A 19,266-nucleotide genomic window follows, 5' to 3' on the forward strand; every position below is an offset into this window, starting at 1 on the left:
TTCCCCCTTCCTAGGTCAGGCTCTCCAGCAGGCCGCTGCGCCGCTCTACCCGCCGGGCAATGGCCTGCTCAAACACCCCGGCCCGGGGCTCCACCAGGGTAAACCGGTGCCGGGCCCGGGTAATGCCGGTATAGAGCAGCTCCTTGGTCAGTACCGGGTTCAGGGCCTCGGGCAACATCAGGGCGGTATGGGCAAACTCCGAGCCCTGAGACTTGTGTACCGTCATGGCGAACACCGTCTCCACCTCCCCCAGCCGGCTGGGCAACACAAAACGCAAGCCGCCGCTGCCGTCGTTGCGGGGAAAGGCCACCCGCAGCTTCATGCTGCCGTCTTGCTCGGGCAGGCGCAGGGCAATGCCGATGTCCCCGTTCATCAGCCCCAGGCCGTAATCGTTGCGGGTCACCAGTACCGGCCGGCCTTCGTACCAGCCTTCCTCCGCCTCGAGCAGGCCGCGCCGGTGCAGCAGGCCGGCAATGCGTGCATTTAAACCTTCCACCCCCCAGGGGCCTCGGCGCACCGCGCACAGCAGCCGGAACTGATCAAAGGCATCCAGCACGCCTTTTGCCCAGTCATGCCAGGCCGTACCGTCAAAGGCGGTGCCGGCGGCGGGACGTTCATCCCGCAGCCGTGCCAGGTAATGACCATAGCCCACCCCCTCCCCCCGACCGGCAAACAGCAGGCGGTTAAGCGCCGCGTCCTGCTCTCCCTTCAGCCGAAGGGTAGCCACCTCGTCGCTGCCCTCCAGCTGCTGCCGGGCCAGCGCCGGCTGCTGACGGTTCACCGCCTCTGCCAGCCGGCCAATGCCGGAGCCGCCGGCAAAGCGGCGGGAGTAACGCAGCATCAGAATGCGCTGGGCCAGGGCATGACGGCCGGCGTCACCGGGCCGCAAGGACGGGTGCACTACCCGCTCGCCGCTGACCGCTTCCAACCAGGCCAGACGTTCCGGGGTATACAACCCCTGCTCGGCATCACGACACAAGTCCCCCAGCAGGGCTCCCGCTTCCACCGAGGCCAGCTGATCCTTGTCGCCCAGCAGTAACAGCCGGGCATGAGGCGGCAACGCCGCCAGCAGGCAGTGCATCATTTCCAGATCGATCATCGAGGCCTCATCCACCACCAGCACATCCAGCGGCAGCGGGTGGCCGGCATGATGACGAAAATGACGACTGTCCGGCAGGCTACCCAACAAGCGGTGCAAGGTGCTCACCTCTGCCGGGATCCGGGCGCGCACGCTCTCGTCTACCGGCAGCGAGGCCACCTGAGCACCGATGGACTCGGTCAGCCGGGCCGCCGCCTTGCCGGTGGGCGCCGCCAGTCGAATGCGCAGGGGCTGGGCGGCAGTGCCCTGCAGCAGCGCCAGCAGGCGCACCACAGTGGTGGTCTTGCCGGTGCCGGGGCCGCCGGTGATCAGGGTAAAGCCGCTGCTCGCCGCCAGGGCACAGGCCAGCTTTTGCCAGTCGGTCTGGCGCTCGCCGTCAAGCTTCAGCGGCTCGGGAAACAACCGCTCAAGCCAGTTTGCCAGGTCGGCAGGCACGGCTCTGTCATCCTGCATGCGTGCCGCCAGAGCCCGGGCCACCCCCTGCTCATAGCTCCAGTAACGACGCAGGTACAATCGATCGCCACTCAGCACCAGGGGCCGCGCCGGCTCGCCGTCGGCCGCCACCAGGGGGCTGCGGGCCAGGGCCTGCGTCCAGTGCTCCAGGGTCAGTGTCGCCAGTTGCTTTGAAGGCAGCCAGGCATCGGCCAGGCCTTCTTCCCCTTCCGGCGGCAGCGACAGGGCAAAGTCCGGCTCGGCCAGGGTCGCTAGCAGATCCAGGCACACATGGCCGTGGCCGAGCTGGTGGCTGGCCAGTGCCGCCGCCAGCAGCACCGGCGCCTCGCTTTCGGGCTGCTGCTCGGCAAAAAAGCCCGCCAGCGCCCGGTCCAGGGGGCGCAGCCAGCCCAGCGCCACCCAGCGGTCAAGCAAGGCCAGCAGCTCGCTGGCGGGGGTTTTGGTGGTGATCATGGCAGGCTCTCCTCGGTGGCACCGCAAAACAGCGTATTCAGGCTTTCTATCAGCTCACGGGGGGGCCGGTGTGCAAACACCGCGCCGGGCCGGCGCACAAACAGATACAGGGCACCGCCCATGTGGGTGTCGTAGTCGTAATCGGGCAGCCGCAGTATTAACTGGCGATGCAGCGCCAGCACATAGAGTACGTATTGCAGATCGTAACGGTGGCGAAGGATCTGATCCTCCATCGCCGCCCGTGTGTAATCGGCGTCATCCGGGCCCAGCCAGTTCGACTTGTAGTCCACCACGTAATAACGGCCGTCATGCTCAAACACCAGATCGATAAAGCCCTTGAGCATGCCGTTCAGCCGGCCCGGGGCCAGTGCCGGCCGCTCCCGCTGCGGCAGAATATGGCGTCGCACCAGTGCATCCAGCGCGGGGATCTGCACTCGGCTGACCTCCAGCCAGAACTCCATTTCCGGCTGAAAACAGCCGAGCGCCTGCAATGCCGGGCCACCGTCAAACAGCGGCGTGGCCAGCAGCCCCTGCAGCCAGTCGGCAAGCGGCGTGGCCCACTCCTCCAGGCCCCGCAACTGGCAGCGCCGGGCAAGCTGGGATGCCAGCTCCTCGGGCTGATTTGCCAGCCCTTCATTCAGCACCAGCTCCAGCAGGCCATGCAAAAAAGTGCCCGCCGCCGGACCACGGGGAAAGCGATGCAGGCTGGGAAGCTCAAAGGGGCGCAGCGGCACAAAGGGCCGTTCCAGCTCGTCATCCCCGCTTTTGCCCGCTTCGGGCCGCTCGGGGGCGGCGTCGTCAAAACGCTGGCCGGCCTCTTCCCGGCTGAGCAGGGCACTGTAGGACGCTATCCACCAGTGCTCGGCGGCGGGCCGGGCCGGGCTGGCCCAGACCGGCGCCGACGGCGCTCGTTGCGTATCCACCCAGCCTTCCCCGGTGACCTCGGGCGCCGCGCACAGCGCGGTGTGTTCGCTTGCCAGGGGCGTGAGCCAGTCTTGCAGCGGCCCGCTCAGCACGGCACCGCCGCCCAGCAACCGGCCCATGGCCGAGTCGTGCAGGCGCGAGGCCCGGCCGTTGCCGACCTTGATATCCGCCAGCCCCAGCCAGCAGGCATGGCGGGCCCGGGTCAGCGCCACATAGAGCAGGCGCAGATCTTCCCCCAGCCGCTCCCGCTCGGCCTGGGCCTTTTGTTCATCGGTGGGGTTTAGCAGCAGCCGCTTGCGGCCGCCCTCGTGCAGCTGCACCGGGGCCCCGCGGACGCCGCTTTCCCGAAAGCTGCAGATAAAGGGCAAAAACACCAGGGGATATTCCAGTCCCTTGGACTTGTGAATGGTCACCACCCGTACCAGGGCGGCGTCGCTTTCCAGCCGCAATACCTGTTCGTCGGCGGCCTGCCGCTCCCCCTCCCTGCAATCGGCCAGGTGGCGGATCAGTGCCTGCTCGCCGTCCAGGGTGGCGGCGGCCTGCTGCATCAGCTCCGCCAGGTGCAACAGATTGGTGAGCTTGCGTTCGCCCTCGGTACCCCGCAGCAGGCGGGCCGGCAGCGCGAAGTCGTGCAGCAGCCGGTGCACCATGGGCAGCACGCCCTGGCGCTGCCAGATACGGCGGTAATCCCGAAACTGCATCACTCTGCCTTCCCAGTGGCGTTCGTCCTGATTGAGCCGCTCCAGCTCAGACAGACTGAGCCCCAGGGTGGCGGTGGCCAGCGCCGCCCTGAGTTTGCCGTCCTGCTCCGGCTCGGCGCAGGCCCTCAGCCAGTGCAGCAGATCCCCCGCCTCGGGGCTTTCAAACACCGAGTCCTTGTCGGACAGATACACGCTGCGCACCCCTCGGGCCGCCAGGGCTTCACGAATGGCCTGAGCCTCGCGAAAGCTGCGCACCAGCACCGCCATGTCGCTGGGCTGTACCGGGGTCAGGCCATGCTCACCGGCAAACCCGGCACGGCCCTGGCCGCCCAGATTGAGCAGATGCGTCATGTGGCTGGCACAACGGGCCGCCATCTGCTCGAGGTAGACGCCGCCGGCAACCGGCTGATCGTCGTCGGTGTCCAGCTGCCACAGGGTCAGCGCCGGCTGCGGCGCGCCCTCGCATTGCCAGTGCTCGTCACGACCGCGCGCCTGCACCGACACAAAGGGCAGCGGATTGTGCTCGCCGTCGCGAAACAAAAACGCGCCTTCGGGGTGGGCTTCGGCCCGCTCAAACAGCCGGTTGACCGCTGCCACCATGGTCGTGGAGGAACGAAAGTTGGTGCCGAGGCTGTAGTGACGGCCTTCGGTGGCGGCCCGGGCCGACAGATAGGTGTAAATATCGGCGCCGCGAAAGGCGTATATGGCCTGCTTGGGGTCCCCTATCATAAACAGGCCGCTGTCGGCGCAGTTGTCGGCTACTCGGTAAATGGTGTCGAAAATACGGTACTGCAGCGGATCCGTGTCCTGAAATTCGTCAATCAGCGCCACCGGGAACTGTTGCCGGATCACCTCCGCCAGCCGCGGGCCGTTCTCCCCCGCCAGGGCCTCGTCGAGACGGGTGAGCATGTCGTCAAAGCCCATTTCGGCGCGGCGGCGTTTTTCCAGCTCAAAGTGCCGACGCACCCAGGCGGCGGCATGACGCAGCGCCGGCTCGGCGGGGTCGGCCAGGGCGGCCAGTTGCCCGGGCAGGGTGGCCATGGCCTCCAGCGCCGGGTGTACCGGCGGTTCCCCCTTTTTCCAGATGGCATGCAGGCCCTCGGGGGTCAACCGTTCAAAGCCGGTACCGAGAGCCAGGTCTGCCTCCCTGGAGCCGGCCCAGGCCCGCAGCTTGTTGAGCCAGGGCTGGTAATAACGGGCCTGCAGCTTGCGCCCGTCCACCGCCTTGTCGGCCACCGCCTTGTCGAGCAGCAACGCCAGCTCGTCAGCCCAGGCCGGCCAGGGCGCTTTAAGCTCGGCAAGCCGCCGCGCCCGCGCGCTCAGGGTGCCTTCCAGCAGGGCATCCAACTCGCCGTCGGCCTCGCCGGGCTCGCTCAGCAGCGGCCGTAGTTTGGGCAACAACGCATCCGGTGTCTGCCAGTGGTCAATCACCCAGTCGAGGGCCGCGCCCTGCAGGGGGTAGCACTGACGGCGCCAGTAATCGCGCACCACCTCGGCCAGCAGCTCACTGTGATCGGTCTGCAGGGTCTGGGTAAACAGGCTGCCACTGTCAAAGGCGTGCTCGCGCAGCATGCGCTGACACCAGCCGTGAATGGTGGACACCGCCGCCTCGTCCATCCACTGGGCGGCGATATCGAGCCGGTGGGCACAGCCGGGCCACTGCTCCGAGGGAAAGTCATCCCGCAGGGTCGCCAGCAGCTCATCGCCCTCAGCCTCGCCGCGGAATACCGCCGCCGCTTCCACCAGCCGGGCGCGAATGCGGTCTCTCAGCTCCTGAGTGGCGGCGTCGGTAAAGGTGACCACCAGGATCTCCGGCGGCAGCAGCTCTCGGGCAAAGCCCTGCTCGCCGCCATGGCCCAGCACCAGCCGCAGGTACAGCGCGGAAATGGTAAAGGTCTTGCCGGTGCCGGCACTGGCTTCAATCAGCCGGCTGCCGTGCAGGGGAAAGGTCAGCGCCAGCGGACGGGATGGGCTCATGATGGGGTCTCCTGTGACAGCGGTTGCGGGCCATATTCCAGCAGCGGCCGGTAAAGTTGCTCGCTCCAGGCGGCAAAACGGCCATCGGCGTTCAGGGCGTCAAAGTCGGGAAACTGGCGCGCCAGGGCACCGCTCTCGGCACGCTCGCCGGCGTAATGAAAACCGTCGCCCTCATAGGTCTTGCGCGCCGCCGGCTCGGCCTTGGCCGGGTCTTTTTGCTCAAGGGCACTCATGGCGGTTTTCAGCGCCACCGGCAGCGGCGCCGTCATGCCCGCCCGCAGGGCCTCCAGCCAGCCTTGCACGATTCCGGCCGCCTCCTTCCGCTCCAGGGGCGCACCGTGCAGGGTGACGTCTTCACCCACCAGATAAAGAGTGAGTTCAATGCCACAGGCACAGGCCACCCCCTGGGCCACAAAGGCCCACAGCAGCCGGTGCCAGCGCAGGCTGTTGCCGCTTTGCAGATCCCCCGGCTGCAGCTCAATCAGCGCCAGTTTGTCGCCACTCTGACGCAGGCCGCCGAGCCAGCCCTCCAGGGGCAGGCCGTCATGCTCAAACGCCAGCGGCAGGGGGGAAGTCAGGGGCGTGGGCCAGGTCTGGCACAAGGCCCGATAACGGGTCAGTTGCTCCGGCAGCGCGGCCTGCACCTCGGCCCGCAGCCGCTCGCCAAACCCCACCAGGGGCAGCCGGCCCTGGCCCTGTAATCGGGCAGCGGCCCGGGCCAGGGCCGCCTCGGGCTCGTCGGCACCGGCGGCCGCCTCCAGCAGCTCCCGCTTGATCACATAGCGCTCCAGGCCATTGAGGGCGAAGGGCTCCTCGTCCTGCTCGGCGGACGGACTGTCATCCAGCACCACCTTGAGCCGGCGGGCAAAAAAGGTGGCCACGGGTTGGCGCAAAAACTGTTGCAACTGCTCCAACGCCACGGGACCGTCGGGCTGCCAGGCCGGCAAAGGCGTCTCGACGCTGTCGGTGACTTCGGCCTGCACCCATTCCCGGGCGTAACTGAGCAAGGGACTGCCCTCGGTAAAATAGCGCCGGCTGAAGGGCTGCAGCGGGTGCTCGGTGGTGATGGCCTCCAGCAGCTTGCCACCGTCTGCCAGCCGCCAGCCGCTCAGGTGATCCCGCAACTGGCCCACCAGGACCGAGGGCGGCCGCTCGCTGTTGTCGCGAATGCTGCGCCCCACCCAGCTGATATAGAGCCCTTCCCGGGCCGAGAGCAGGGCCTCCAGCAGCAGGTAACGGTCGTCTTCCCGCCGGGAGCGATCCCCGGGGCGGTAATCCCCGGCCATCAGATCAAAGTCCAGCGGCGTCACGCTGCGGGGGTAGTCGCCGTCGTTCATGCCCAGCAGGCACACCCGGCGAAAGGGAATGGCGCGCATCGGCATCAGGGTACAGAAATTGACTGCCCCGGCCAGAAAACGCTGGCTGAGCCGGCCCTGATCCACCGCCCCCAGCCAGGCTTCGCGCACCACGGTCAGCGGCAGCGGCTCGTCCAGGTCCACCCCGGCACACAGCGCCTGCCACTGCTCCAGGGCATCGGTGAGATCGGCCACCAGCGCCTGCTCCCGCTCGCTGTCCGGTTCGAAAAACCGGGCCAGCAGCGCCAGCAACCGGGCCGACCAGTCGTCTGCCGGCACCGGCTCGGACAGCGCGTCGTGCAGGGCGTCGATGGCCTCAAGCAGGCTCGCCAGCGGGCCTATCATGGCGGCATCGAGGCCGCCGACTTCATCATAGGGTTCAATGCCGGCCCAGGCCTCACCCGCGCCGACCGCATAGCCCAGCAGCATGCGCCGCAGGCCAAAACGCCAGGTGTTTTGCTCAAGCGCCCCGGGCAGGCCCAGCCCGGCCCGGCGGCGGGCATCCAGCCCCCAGCGTACGCCGGCACCTTCAATCCAGCGGCGCAGCACCGGCAAGTCGGCTTCATTAATGCCAAAACGCCGGCGCAGGGCGGCCACGTCCAGCAGATCCAGCACCTCGCTCACCGGCAGCCGGCTCTCGGGCAGACGCAGCAGATGCTCCAGGGCAATCAGCAGCGGCTCGCTGCCCCGGCTGCCCTGATCCGCCAGGGTATAGGGAATAAAACGGTCGTCGTCCCGCTCATACTGGCCGAACACCGCCTGAATATGGGGCGCATACACATTGATGTCGGGCACCATGACGATGATGTCCCGAGGGCGCAGGCTGGGGTCTTCGGAAAAGCGGACCAGCAGTTGATCGTGTAGAATTTCCACTTCCCGCTGGGCGCTGTGGCCGAGGTGAAATTCCACGCTGAGCTGCGATCGGGTCAGCGGCGGCCAGTGTTCCCGACTTTCCGCCGGCGGTCGCAGATTGAGGATGTCATCCTGCAACTGGCCCAGCAAATGGCCGGTATCGCCATCGTCAAACAGATCGATACGGCTGCCGAGGGCGTCGAAGCGCTGCCGGTAGCTGTCGGGATCGTCCAGGCTGTCGAGCAGGTTAATGTAGTCCCGGCCCTGCTTGCCCCAGGCCGCCAGCAACGGATGGGCATGCTGGTGCAGCTCCACCTCGCTTAAGCCCGGCGCCTGACCGGCCTTGCTGGCATGGCGGCGGTACTGGTGCCGTAACAAGTCCTGATCCGGCACGATGTCGCCCCAGTGATGCTGACAGGGGTTGTGTACGCACAGCAGCACCTGGCTAAAGCGGGCCATGGCCGCCAGCGCCTCCAGGGTTTGCGTCGGCAGCGAGGAAATGCCAAACACCACCACTCGGCGCGGCAGCCCGGCGGGGCGCTGTTCGCACTCACGCACATGACGCACAAAGCGCGGGTGCACCCCGGCCCGGCTGCCGGCCAGCTCCTGCTCGCCCACGTCCGCCAGCAGGGCCCGCCACAGTGCCGGCTGCCACAAGACCGCCTCATCCAGCGGCTGTTCGCCCCGGCGGCCGTGAAGGATCACATCCCGGCCATCGCGCCAGGCCGCCAGCCAGTCGGCCCGGTATACCTGATACTGGTCGAACAAGTCCGCCAGCCGCTCCGCCAGCTGGTAGCGCTTGCGGCCGTCGCCGTCGTTCTGCAAAAAGCGTTCAAGGGGGGCAAACACCGGTTCGGTGACCAGCGCCGGCAGCAGCCGCATCAGCCGCCAGGTGAGCGGGGCCTTGTCCAGCGGCGACAGCCGGGGAATGGTGTCGCTGCCCAGCACGCCGCGGTAGCTTTGCCACAAAAAGCGCGCCGGCAGCTCCACCTGCACGGCGGCGGCAATGCCGCCACTGCGGTGCTCGGCCAGGGCCAGCTTGAGCCACTGGGCAATGCCGTTGCTCTGCACCAGTATCACTTCGTTTTCAAGCGGCTCCAGCGGGTAGCGCCGCATCCAGGTCACCGCCAGCTCGCGCAGCGCTTCCAGGTGGTTGCCGTGCACCACCATCAGGCCGGGGCTGAGCCCCTCGTTATGGTTCATTTGGGTTCCTTTTGTCCCTGCTCTGCGCCCATCATAGTGCCGAACCGGCACGACATTAAGCGTCGCCCGCCTTGTTGGTTGAAAAGCAGACAGGGTCCGTGGCGGAGAAAGGCACAAGCGCGGCATTCATGCCGGTGGCTGATCTTCCCAGAAAGTTAGCCGGCATTGCTCTCGCCGCCGCCGACCATGGCCTCCACCCGGGTAAACTCCACCGGCATGGCCTGCAGGGCGGCCTTGCCCCGGGCGGTGAGATCCGAAATAAACACAAACTGCTGGCGCGGATCCATGGGATAGGCCTTGATGCGGTAACGGCTGCCCCAGGGATGATCTTCCATTACCACCACCACCGGCCGGTTGAGCTTGAGGTAGGGACTGGACAGAGCCACGTCATGCAGCACCCGGCGCACCCGGTGGGCATCGTGCTCGGGGGCCAGGTAAAAGCTCGCCACGCACATCAGGCTGGCCCCGCCGTTGTTGGCATTGCGGATCAGCGCGTTCCACAGCTTCAGGTGCGGCACCACCACCACGGTATCGTCGGGGGTGACCATTTCCAGCGCCCGCAAACCGATATGGCGCACCTCACCGTAGCAGCCGTCCACTTCTATCCAGTCGCCGGGCCGGTAGGGCCGCTCATAGGCCGCCACCACACCGGCGAACAGGCTGCTGACATAATCCTTGAGGGCAAACCCCAGTGCCAGGCCCACGGCACCCAGAATGGCCACCATGTTGCGCAGGGAAGGCTCGATGATCAAACTGACCACCCAGCCGATGGCCACCAGCACCACCACAATGCGCAGCGTAGGGATCAGTGCCAGCACCCAGTGCCGGCGCCGGCCATGCAACCGGTTTGCCAGCCAGGGCAGCACCAGCTGCACCAGCCAGGCCAGCACCACCCCCGCCACGATGACCAGCACCAGCTCGGTAATGATGCCGGGGGTCAGCCGGCGAAACAGCCCGGTCAGTTGTTCGGTATCCATCGCTCCTCCGTGCCCGCCCCGTTAAAAATCGTCCAGGCAGTGATCCCGCCCGGCCAGAAACTCCCGCACGGCCGGGTAGGCTGCCGGGCGGACGCGCCAGCAGGCGCCTCGCAGCTCCACCTGACCGCAGTACTCCAGCCGCTGCAAACAGGCCGCCAGCCGGGCGCCCCCCAGCATGGGCAACACCTGCTGCAAGGGCCCCGACGCCAGGCCGTCGTGCAACAGCAGCGCATAGAGCACAAAGGCGGTGGTGTCGTCGGCCTCCGCCGGCAGCTCGGGCCGGCCACCATTGTCGCCGTGCTCCGCCGCCCACAGCGCCAGGGCCACGCCGGCGTTGCCCCGGGCATCGGCGGCGAGGGCCGTCAGTTGCCGGGTAGAGCCCCTGATCCCCAGCGTGCCCAGCAGTGCCGGTGTCACCGGCGCAAAACAATGAGGGTGCGGCAGCACCAGTTCAAAGGCCTGGATGATAAAGCGATGGGTCCAGCTGTTGCTCACCACCAGACCCGGGCCAAATTCCCCTTCCAGCAGCCGGACCAGCAGGGCCCGCAGAAAGCGCAGGCCCGCGGGGGTGCGCAACAGGCACCGGGCCAGCGAGTCCATCAACCAGGGACCGTGCACCCCCTGGCGGCGCCACCAGCCGGCCACATCGGCGGTGGCCAGCTCCTGCTCATCAGGGGGGGCCAGCCGGGGCCAGCGCCGTTCACCGGCCCAGTCCCGGGCGATGTGGGCGGTGCCGCTAAAGGGAGGGTCCAGCAAAAAGCGGACCCCGGGGCCGGTGTCCGGCCAGTCTTCGGCCCAGCGGGTCAGGGCCGCCACCGCCGGCCGACGATCGAAATTGTCATGAGTCGGCGCTCCTCCCTCAAACCCGCTGTCGGCCTCGTCTCCCCGGCCCAGCAACCTGCCCAGCCGGCGCAGCCCCCGGCGTACACGGCTGCTGGCCGGGGACGCCGGACTCTCGAATGAGGCAGCCTCTATCAGTTGCCAGCCGTCGTTGTCACCCATGCAGTATCCTCCTGACCAGTACCGGTCCCACCAGCTCGAAAATAAGGGTGGAGCTGACCACCGCCGGCAGCAACAGGCTTCGGTAGTGGGGCATCTGCTCTGCCGCCAGCAGTGCCATGCCAATGGCCATGCCGGCCTGGGGCGTCAGCGCCAGCCCCAGGCCGGCCGGTAGCCGGGTCCGGCGCGCCGGCGACGCCAGCCGAAGGCCGAGCCAGCCCCCCAGCCACCGTCCAATCAGGCGCAGCCCCACATAGGCAAGGGTAAGCCAGAGGGCATCATTCAGCCGGTAAAGATCGATCATGGCGCCGGAAAGCACGAAGAAAAACACCAGAAAGGGCCACTCGATCTGTTCAATGGCCCGAAACGAGCGGGTATGGTGGGCGGAGAAATTGGCAATCACGGTGCCGGTGGTCATGGCCGCCAGCAGCGGCGATACGCCAAGCCCGGCAGAGCAGCCGGCCAGCAGCAGGATCAGGGCGATGGCCTCGGCTTGAGTGGGTTCACCCGGCGCCAGTCGCCCCGTCAGCCAGGCGGCGGGCACCCCGATCAGCCCCCCCAGCACCACGGCACCGCCCAGCTCCCACAGGGCATGCAACAAGGCCAGCTCTCCCTCCCCCGACAACAGCCAGCCCAACACCGCCATGGCCAGGCCAAACACCAGAATGCCCCAGCCGTCGTCGATGGCCACAATGCCCAGCAGCAGCCGGGCCACCAGCCGGGTATCGTGACTGTGGCGCACGGTCTCGCGTACCGCCGCCGGATCGGTGGCCACCGAAATCGCCGCCAGGGCAATGGCCAACGCCAGCGGAAAGCCCAGCAGCCAGAGCCCAACCCCCACCACCAGCACACTGCACAGCACCACGGTCAGGGAAATCACGGTGATCAGCCAGCCGGTGCGCCGCAACCGCGCCACCGTCAGCTCGCTGCCCAGCAAAAAGGCCACCATCACCAGTGCCAGCTCGATAAGGGGCTCGGCCAGACCATTGATGGGCTGACCACCGGGGCCCCCCAGCCAGAGCTGATAGACGGCGGCAATGGCCACACCCAGCAACACCAGCAGCGATACCCGGGGCAACCGGGTGCGCGCCGCCAGCACATCGCAGGCAATACTGAGGGCCAGTATGCCTCCCAGCAGGATCATGTTGAGGGCAACGGAATGGCCGCCCGGTGGCCCGGCAACGAGTTGAGAAACAACCAAGGCAGCCCCCCTCCCTGTGACATGCACCGGCCGGTGCCGATGATGGCGGCATCAGATCCCGGGCGGGTCGTCGGCGGGCTCGCCCCGGTCGCATTTTTTGCACTCCAGCACCCTGCCCCGCATGGCCGAGCGCCCCGCCGCCGTCACCACCCAGGGGCGGTTGACAAAGGGCGGCTGATGACGCACATGCTGGTGGTGGCCGCAGGCCAGCCGGGCCACCCAGTGGCCCTCTTCATCCTGATGAAACCCGACCATGGCCTGTTTCACGACTTAAAACCGGTCGAGCATGGACTCGTCATAGTCGTCGGCATTCAGGGTCACGCCGTGTTGCGCGGCCAGATTGTCGAGCTCGGTCTGCTTGACGGCCAGTTCATCCATCACGATGGTGTTGTCGTCCAGCTGCCACAGCTGGCGTGAGCCGGCGTAGCAGAATTGCAACACCTGCATGGCAGTGGCATCCCCTTCGTTGGCCGCGGCCTCTACCTGGCGGCGCTTGCGGCTGATCTTGTTCAACCGCTGTTTCAGCTCCCACACATACACCACCTCGGTCATAAAGGGATGGCGGCGCAACCGGCTGAGCCCGGCGCCCACCAGCAGGGCAGCCAGCACCACGCCGAGCAGATTCCAGTGAAAGTGGCTGCCGTCGGCATCGGGAAAAAAGGCAATCAGCAGTTGGGCAATGCCCAGACTGAGCACCGCCAGGGCCAGGGCCGAGCCGATAAATACTCGGTTGAGATGACGGCGATAACGGCGTTTGTCGATGTCTTTGAGTTTCATAACCACCTGAAAGAATTTAAAAAACAGCCGCATTATAGTCGCGGCCGTTCCTTCTTCCCATCCCCGTTCGCTCAGCGCCGCCCTTGCAGGCGATCCAGGCTCCAGCTGCCGCCCCCGGCAAACACCAGGTAAAAGAACACAAAGCAGAACATGATGGCCAGCTCGCCACCGTTGTTCAGCGGCCAGAAGTTCTGGGGATGATGGACGATAAAATAGGCAAAGGCCATCAACCCCGACAGCACAAAGGCCACGGGCCGGGTGAAGAGCCCCACCAGCAGCAGGGCACCGCCAAACAGCTCCAGCACCCCGGCCACGCCAAGCAGCGAGAACAGCTCAAACTCGCCCCGGGCCGGGGCCGGAAAGCCCAGTATTTTCTGCCCGCCATGCTGCATGAACAAAAAGGCCGACACCATTCGCACCAGGCTCAGCACCCGCGGCCGCCAGGCATTCAGAACGTTCTCCATCCGTTTTCTCCTTCATGTGAACCCCAGTTTCAATACAAGTGCCTTTAACAACCGGACGCAAGCCAGAATGCAGCGCCAGGGTCAGGGCCGCCATTCCGGCCGCTGGCCGGTGTCCTGATACAGGGGTTTGTTGAACCTGTCCCGCAGCTCGCTGAAATACCACACCCTGGGCGGCAGGTACCGGGCATGGTCGGGAAAACAGTGGGCAAACTCCTCCCGGCAGGGCCCGGTGAAGTCGGCCCTGACCAGGGACGGATACCGCTCGGTACAGGCGGCCACGATGCGGTCAAAAAAATGGCTGCCCATGAACTTGTCGTAGGTAATACTGTGAAACTCGTTCGACTCCATACGGTTGTAGCCGTTGAGGTGATCGCTGCCAAGCCCCAGATCCCGGCGTCGGCGCATGTCGATGCCCACGCTCAGGTCACGATGCACAATGCGGGGAATGTTGCCGTCCGAGTCAATTTCCAGCAGCACATTCTGGCCATGGGGCTCAAGCAGGTAGCCAAAGTGCCGGAACGCCTGCACCCAGTGGCGGATCACGGGAAACAGGATCTGCTGCAACACGAACGACAGCGGCTCCCGGTCTCCGATCAGCTCAAACAGCAGCGGCGGCATGGCGGGATTGAAAAAATCCTGACCATAGAGCGCAAACCCCGGCAGCAGACTGCGGTTGCCGGCCCTCTCGGGATAGGGGGTCATTTCCCGCACCAGATAACCCCAGTTTTCTCCCCGGCCCTGGCCGCTGCCCAGGTTCCGGTGCACCACCCCCAGCACCTCCCGCAAAAAGGCGAACCGCTCATCCAGTTGCTCAATGCCCAGCTCCAGCTCCCGGGACACGTTCACCGCCTGGGCGATGACCTCGTCCCGCATCTTTCGATCGTAACGGGATACCTGAAAGGGAAAATGCACCTTCAGCGCATGGGGCAGGCCTTCCTCCTGCACATACAGGGTTCTGGAGGACGAACTGGGCACCACCGCCAGGCTTCGGCACCGGGTGCCCATAGCCAGGGTATGGCGGACGTAAGGATCCGCGGACTTTTCTTCCAGCACCTGGGGATGCAGGCAAAAACGGACCCTGTCTCCGGGCAGGTACTGTTGCCGCAACGCCGGCGACGGATTGGCCGTATACAGCTGCACCTGCTCCCGGGGCAGCTCAAACATCGGCAACGCAAAGCCGCGGTGGCCGGCATTGGGGCGATATGGCTCCCGGACCTGGGTATAGGCGGCATGGCGGCTGTAACTGCGGGTGCCTTCGTTGCGATATCGGTCGGCGTAAATGAGAGTCGGTATCATGGGCTGGCTTCAATTGCCTCCGCGAGCTAATGAGCAAAGTATATTCACCGCACTACGCCACCGCCACAGGCCGGCTCTAGCCGTCCCTGCGGCCGCGCAGGCGCCACTGCATTTCGGTTTCAAGCAGGGCAAACAGCGCCATACCCACGGCAACGATGAGCACTCCCTCCGTGAAGGGCACCGGTTTGGTGTCAAACACCGCCTGCAGCGGCGGCAGATAGGTGATGGCGAACTGGGCCAGGATCACCAGGATCACGGTGGCCCACACCACAGGGGTGCCCTTGACCGCCTGCCAGGTGAGGGAAGTGCCGTACATATTGCGAATAAAAAACAGATGAAAAATCTCCATGACCACCAGGGTGTTGAGCGCCATGGTGCGGGCCAGCTCCAGGGAATATTCCCTGGAGCTGGCGTGGGCATAAATGCCAAACACCCCCGCCAGAAACAGCCCCGAGACCAGCACGATGTGCCAGACCAGCTCGCCGCTGAGCAACGGTGCCCCGATCGCCCGGGGCGGCCGGCGCATGGTGTTGGCCTCGGTGGGTTCAAAGGCCAGGGCCAGCCCCAGGGTAATGGCGGTGATCAGGTTGACCCAGAGAATTTGAATGGGGGTGACGGGCAGCGTCATGCCCAGCATCAGGGCCACCACTATGGTCATGGCCTCGCCGGCATTGGTCGGCAGGGTCCAGCTGATGACCTTTTTGATGTTGTCGTACACGGTGCGGCCTTCCCGCACCGCCGCCACTATGGTGGCAAAGTTGTCGTCGGCCAGCACCAGCTCGGCGGCCTCTTTCGCCGCCTCACTGCCCTTCAGCCCCATGGCGATGCCTGCATCGGCCCGTTTGAGCGCGGGCGCGTCGTTCACACCGTCGCCGGTCATGGCCACCGCCATGCCCTGGGCCTGCAGTGCCATCACCAGGCGCAGCTTGTGCTCGGGGCTGGTGCGGGCAAAAATGTCCGTGTCCTGCACGGCGGCGGCCAGGGCGGTGTCGTCCATGGCGTCGAGCTCGGTGCCGGTCAGCACCCGCTGCGGTTGCAGCAGGCCCACCTGCCGGCCGATGGCTATTGCCGTGTCTTTGTGATCGCCGGTGATCATCTTCACTCGAATGCCCGCCTGGTGGCATTCCCGCACCGCATCCACCGCCTCGGCCCGGGGCGGATCCATCAGCCCCACCAGGCCCAGCAGCACCAGATCCTGCTCCACATCGGTGAATTCCAGCACCGTGTGGCCCGGCGTGACCGCGCGCTGGGCCAGCGCCAGCACCCGCTGCCCCCGGGCTGCAATGGCCCCGGCCTGACGGTGCCAGTCATCGGCGTTCACCGGCTCCACGCCCCCCTGCCCGGTGCGCTGGCCGGTGCACATGGTAATAATGCGCTCGGGGGCGCCTTTGACCAGCACCAGCGCCTGGTGCTGGTGGTTGTGATTCAGGGTGGCCATAAAACGGTGGCGGGCATCAAAGGGGATCACGTCGGTGCGGGGCCAGCAGGCTTGCTCCCGCTGAGCATCCCTGCCCAGCTTGCCGGCCAGGGCCAGCAAGGCGCCCTCCATGGGATCCCCCTCCACCGCCCAGACACCGCCGCGCCGGTGCAGGGTGGCGTCGTTGCACAGGGCCGCCACCCGGCCGATCTCCTGCAGCACCGGATCTGCGTCCACGCCTTCCTGGCCGGTCTCGTCGCGGATCGCCCCCAGGGGGGCATAGCCTTCGCCCTCCAGCTCGTAACCATGGCCGGCCGTAACCAGCGACGCCACCATCATCTCGTTGCGGGTCAGGGTGCCGGTCTTGTCGGTGCAGATCACCGACACCGAGCCCAGGGTCTCGATGGCCGGCAGACGCCGGACTATGGCCTGGCGCCGGGCCATGGACTGCACGCCCACCGCCAGGGTAATGGTGAGTACCGCCGGCAGCCCCTCGGGAATGGCCGCCACCGACAAGCCCACCACCGCCATAAACAGCTCGGCAAAAGACAGGGGCTTGAGCACAGAGCCCAGCACCAACAGCACCGCAGCCACCAGCAGAATGGCCAGGGTCAGCCAGCGCGAGAACACCGTCATCTGACGGGTCAGGGGCGTTGCCAGGGTTTCCACCTGTGAGAGCATGCCGCTGATGCGGCCAATTTCGGTGTCGGCGCCGGTGGCCACCACCACGCCCCGGCCCTGGCCGGCGGTGATCAGGGTGCCGCTGTAGGCCATGCAGGCCCGCTCCCCCAGCGCCGCCGCGGCCGGCACCGGCTGGGTGCGCTTGTCGACCGGCAGCGACTCGCCGGTGAGTACAGCCTCCTGCACCTGCAGTCCGCTGACCGCCAGCAGCCGCACATCCGCCGGCACCTTGTCTCCGGCCTCCAGCAATACCACATCGCCCGACACCAGGGCCTCGCTGGCAATGGAATGCCGCTCGCCGTTACGCAGCACCGACGCCCTTGGCGTGAGCATGCCACGAATGGCCTCCATGGCCCGCTCGGCCTTGCCCTCCTGCACAAAACCGATAATCGCATTGACCAGCACCACCGCCAGGATCACCAGGCTGTCGGCCCAGTGTTCCAGGGCCGCGGTAATGGCCGCCGAGACCAGCAACACATAAATCAGAATATTGTGAAAATGCCGCAACCAGCGCACCAGCACCCCGGGGCTGGGCGCTGCCGGCAAGCGGTTGGGCCCCTGCCTGGCCAGCCGTGCCGCCGCCTCAGTGGCGGTTAACCCATGCTCACCGGCCTGCAAGGCATGCAATACCTGCCCGCATTCCATGCTGTGCCATGTTTTCTGTTTCGCCATGCTGGAGCCTGCCCTGGTTCGCCACTGTATCAAGCATACAATCTCACCGTTGCATCGTGATGACGTGAGGCCAGCGCCTTGCCTGCAGCGACGGATGCCGGTATGCTGCGCGGCCATTTTTTGCTTTGGGGCCCCGCCATGATTGGATTTGACTACGGCACATCAAACTGCGCCGTTGGCGTGATGGATGGCAACAACCCGACCATGGTGCCGCTGGGGGATCATGGCCGGTATATTGCCTCGAATCTGTATGCCCCCAGCCGTGAGGTGATCGTCAACTGGCTGTACCAACAACTGCCCTCGGCGGAGCAGGCCAGCTTCAGGCAGCAACGCACCCTCGCCCTGCAAAAGGGACAGGCGGCCTTGAAGGAGCTGGCACTGGATGGCATGGCTGGCGAATTGTCCTTTGGCCGCGATGCCCTGACCCGCTACCTGCAGGAGCCCGACGAGGGCTACTACATCAAGTCGCCCAAGTCCTTTCTGGGCGCCAGCGGCCTGCTGCCCCAGCAAATTGCGCTGTTTGAAGACATAGTGGCGGCCATGATGAGCAACGTAAAAACGCTCACCGAGGCCGCCCTGGGACGCCCCGTCACCCAGACGGTGATTGGCCGGCCGGTCAACTTTCAGGGCCTGCGGGGAGAAGACAGCAACCGCCAGGCAATCGCCATTTTGACCAACGCCGCCAAACGGGTGGGCTTTAAGGACGTGGAGTTTCAGTTTGAACCGGTGGCCGCGGGCTTTGAGTACGAAGCCAGCCTGCGCCGGGAAACCCGGGTACTGGTGGTGGACATTGGCGGCGGCACCACCGACTGCTCCCTGCTGCTGATGGGGCCCAAACAAGCGGCGGCGCAGGACCGCAGCCGGGATCTGCTGAGCCACAGCGGCGAGCGGGTGGGCGGCAACGACTTTGACATTGCCCTGGCGCTGAAAGGCCTGATGCCGGCCTTTGGCCTGGACAGCCTGTTAAAAACCGGCAAGGCCATGCCGGTGAACAGCTACTGGCAGGCGGTGGCCATTAACGACATCAACCTGCAGACGGACTTTTACAGCGCCGCCAACGGCCGTTTTCTGCAACAGCTGGTGCGGGATGCGGCCCAGCCCGAGCTGGTAAATCGCCTGCTCACCGTGCACAAGCACAAGCTCAGCTACCGGGTGGTGAACGCCGCCGAGCAGAGCAAGATTGCATTGACGGAGCACGCCACGCAGCGGGTGGAACTGTTCGACATCGATGAAAAGCTGGCCATGGGGCTGGATCGGGACGACCTTGCCCGGGCCTGCCAGCGGGAGCTGAACCGCATTAGCGCGCTGATCACCGAGGCCATTCACGAGGCCGGCACCCAGCCCGAGGTGGTGTTTGTGACCGGCGGCACTGCCCGCTCACCGGTGCTGAACCGGTTTTTGCAACAGCAGTTTCCGCACACGCCCATAGTGGTTGGGGATCACTTTGGCAGTGTCACCGCCGGCCTGGCCCGCTGGGCCGGAAAGATTTATTCATGAGTCCATTTTATCTGAAACTCAATTTCTTCCTCTGAACCTTCCCGTTCGTGCTCAATACTGCATACGGCACGAACGGGCACATAGACCCTTTCGCCGGCTATCTGTATTTCAAATTTATCGCCATTCTCCAGGGCGTCAGCGAGACGCCTCAGCTTTGCCACAAATTCCGATGTGGAATAGGTCTTTTCAATATCTCTTTCTGGTTTGTCACTCATGATGGCGCTTCCTGATGCAATATATTCGGCTGACAACGCTGCCACCCCATACA

The 19,266-nt window shown here is 65.9% G+C and carries 13 protein-coding genes; 1 reads left to right on the top strand and 12 read right to left on the bottom strand.

Translation table 11 applies throughout. From position 1 onward, the window contains the following. Positions 1–10: 10 nt before the first annotated feature. From recD to GU3_RS11730, 11 genes are all read right to left on the bottom strand, one after another. Positions 11–2,005: an exodeoxyribonuclease V subunit alpha gene (gene recD, locus GU3_RS11680; protein WP_014292743.1), complete on the bottom strand. Its 1,995-nt coding sequence runs from the start codon at positions 2,003–2,005 to the stop codon at positions 11–13. Then, complete coding sequence (recB, locus tag GU3_RS11685; protein ID WP_014292744.1) at positions 2,002–5,607, bottom strand: exodeoxyribonuclease V subunit beta; 3,606 nt, start codon at positions 5,605–5,607, stop codon at positions 2,002–2,004. The genes recD and recB overlap by 4 nt, the downstream gene beginning before the upstream one ends. After that, positions 5,604–9,017, bottom strand: a complete 3,414-nt coding sequence (recC, locus tag GU3_RS11690) for an exodeoxyribonuclease V subunit gamma (RefSeq protein ID WP_014292745.1) — start codon at positions 9,015–9,017, stop codon at positions 5,604–5,606. Before recC ends, recB begins: the two co-directional genes overlap by 4 nt. 155 nt (positions 9,018–9,172) lie before the next feature. Further along, positions 9,173–9,994, bottom strand: a complete 822-nt coding sequence (locus GU3_RS11695) for a mechanosensitive ion channel family protein (protein WP_014292746.1) — start codon at positions 9,992–9,994, stop codon at positions 9,173–9,175. A gap of 21 nt (positions 9,995–10,015) precedes the next feature. After that, positions 10,016–10,996 carry a hypothetical protein gene (locus tag GU3_RS11700; protein ID WP_014292747.1) on the bottom strand — a complete coding sequence of 327 codons (981 nt, stop codon included), beginning with the start codon at positions 10,994–10,996 and terminating at the stop codon, positions 10,016–10,018. Continuing rightward, on the bottom strand, positions 10,989–12,194 hold the full coding sequence (locus GU3_RS11705; protein ID WP_202798258.1) for a cation:proton antiporter: 1,206 nt from the start codon (positions 12,192–12,194) through the stop codon (positions 10,989–10,991). Before GU3_RS11705 ends, GU3_RS11700 begins: the two co-directional genes overlap by 8 nt. A gap of 51 nt (positions 12,195–12,245) precedes the next feature. Continuing rightward, positions 12,246–12,461, bottom strand: a complete 216-nt coding sequence (locus GU3_RS11710; protein WP_041543173.1) for a DUF3565 domain-containing protein — start codon at positions 12,459–12,461, stop codon at positions 12,246–12,248. A 3-nt stretch (positions 12,462–12,464) separates the two neighbouring features. Further along, positions 12,465–12,971 (bottom strand): DUF3087 domain-containing protein, encoded by a 507-nt coding sequence (locus tag GU3_RS11715; RefSeq protein WP_041543750.1) that lies wholly within the window; start codon positions 12,969–12,971, stop codon positions 12,465–12,467. Between the two features lie 71 nt (positions 12,972–13,042). Beyond that, positions 13,043–13,435 carry a DoxX family protein gene (locus GU3_RS11720; RefSeq protein ID WP_014292751.1) on the bottom strand — a complete coding sequence of 131 codons (393 nt, stop codon included), beginning with the start codon at positions 13,433–13,435 and terminating at the stop codon, positions 13,043–13,045. 81 nt (positions 13,436–13,516) lie between these two features. Beyond that, a complete protein-coding gene (locus GU3_RS11725; protein WP_014292752.1) occupies positions 13,517–14,731 on the bottom strand; it encodes an IucA/IucC family protein in 1,215 nt (404 codons plus the stop codon). 76 nt (positions 14,732–14,807) lie between these two features. Beyond that, on the bottom strand, positions 14,808–17,501 hold the full coding sequence (locus GU3_RS11730) for a cation-transporting P-type ATPase (RefSeq protein WP_041543175.1): 2,694 nt from the start codon (positions 17,499–17,501) through the stop codon (positions 14,808–14,810). A 138-nt stretch (positions 17,502–17,639) separates the two neighbouring features. On the opposite strand from GU3_RS11730, the gene yegD reads away from it, so the two are divergent. Continuing rightward, complete coding sequence (gene yegD, locus GU3_RS11735) at positions 17,640–18,998, top strand: molecular chaperone (protein ID WP_041543752.1); 1,359 nt, start codon at positions 17,640–17,642, stop codon at positions 18,996–18,998. Here yegD and GU3_RS11740 read toward each other — a convergent pair. Further along, positions 18,989–19,213 carry an amphi-Trp domain-containing protein gene (locus GU3_RS11740; protein WP_014292755.1) on the bottom strand — a complete coding sequence of 75 codons (225 nt, stop codon included), beginning with the start codon at positions 19,211–19,213 and terminating at the stop codon, positions 18,989–18,991. The two genes, yegD and GU3_RS11740, sit on opposite strands and share 10 nt — an antisense overlap. Positions 19,214–19,266: the final 53 nt, after the last annotated feature.

It is taken from the genome of Oceanimonas sp. GK1 (assembly GCF_000243075.1).
Taxonomy (GTDB): Bacteria; Pseudomonadota; Gammaproteobacteria; order Enterobacterales; family Aeromonadaceae; genus Oceanimonas.

Bases quoted from the DNA above. Each gene is read 5' to 3' on its own strand.
- GU3_RS11725 (WP_014292752.1), bottom strand. From the start codon at position 14,731: ATGATACCGACTCTCATTTACGCCGACCGATATCGCAACGAAGGCACC.
- yegD (WP_041543752.1), top strand. From the start codon at position 17,640: ATGATTGGATTTGACTACGGCACATCAAACTGCGCCGTTGGCGTGATG.
- GU3_RS11700 (WP_014292747.1), bottom strand. From the start codon at position 10,996: ATGGGTGACAACGACGGCTGGCAACTGATAGAGGCTGCCTCATTCGAG.
- GU3_RS11715 (WP_041543750.1), bottom strand. From the start codon at position 12,971: ATGAAACTCAAAGACATCGACAAACGCCGTTATCGCCGTCATCTCAAC.
- GU3_RS11740 (WP_014292755.1), bottom strand. From the start codon at position 19,213: ATGAGTGACAAACCAGAAAGAGATATTGAAAAGACCTATTCCACATCG.
- GU3_RS11720 (WP_014292751.1), bottom strand. From the start codon at position 13,435: ATGGAGAACGTTCTGAATGCCTGGCGGCCGCGGGTGCTGAGCCTGGTG.
- recD (WP_014292743.1), bottom strand. From the start codon at position 2,005: ATGATCACCACCAAAACCCCCGCCAGCGAGCTGCTGGCCTTGCTTGAC.
- GU3_RS11730 (WP_041543175.1), bottom strand. From the start codon at position 17,501: ATGGCGAAACAGAAAACATGGCACAGCATGGAATGCGGGCAGGTATTG.
- recB (WP_014292744.1), bottom strand. From the start codon at position 5,607: ATGAGCCCATCCCGTCCGCTGGCGCTGACCTTTCCCCTGCACGGCAGC.
- GU3_RS11695 (WP_014292746.1), bottom strand. From the start codon at position 9,994: ATGGATACCGAACAACTGACCGGGCTGTTTCGCCGGCTGACCCCCGGC.
- recC (WP_014292745.1), bottom strand. From the start codon at position 9,017: ATGAACCATAACGAGGGGCTCAGCCCCGGCCTGATGGTGGTGCACGGC.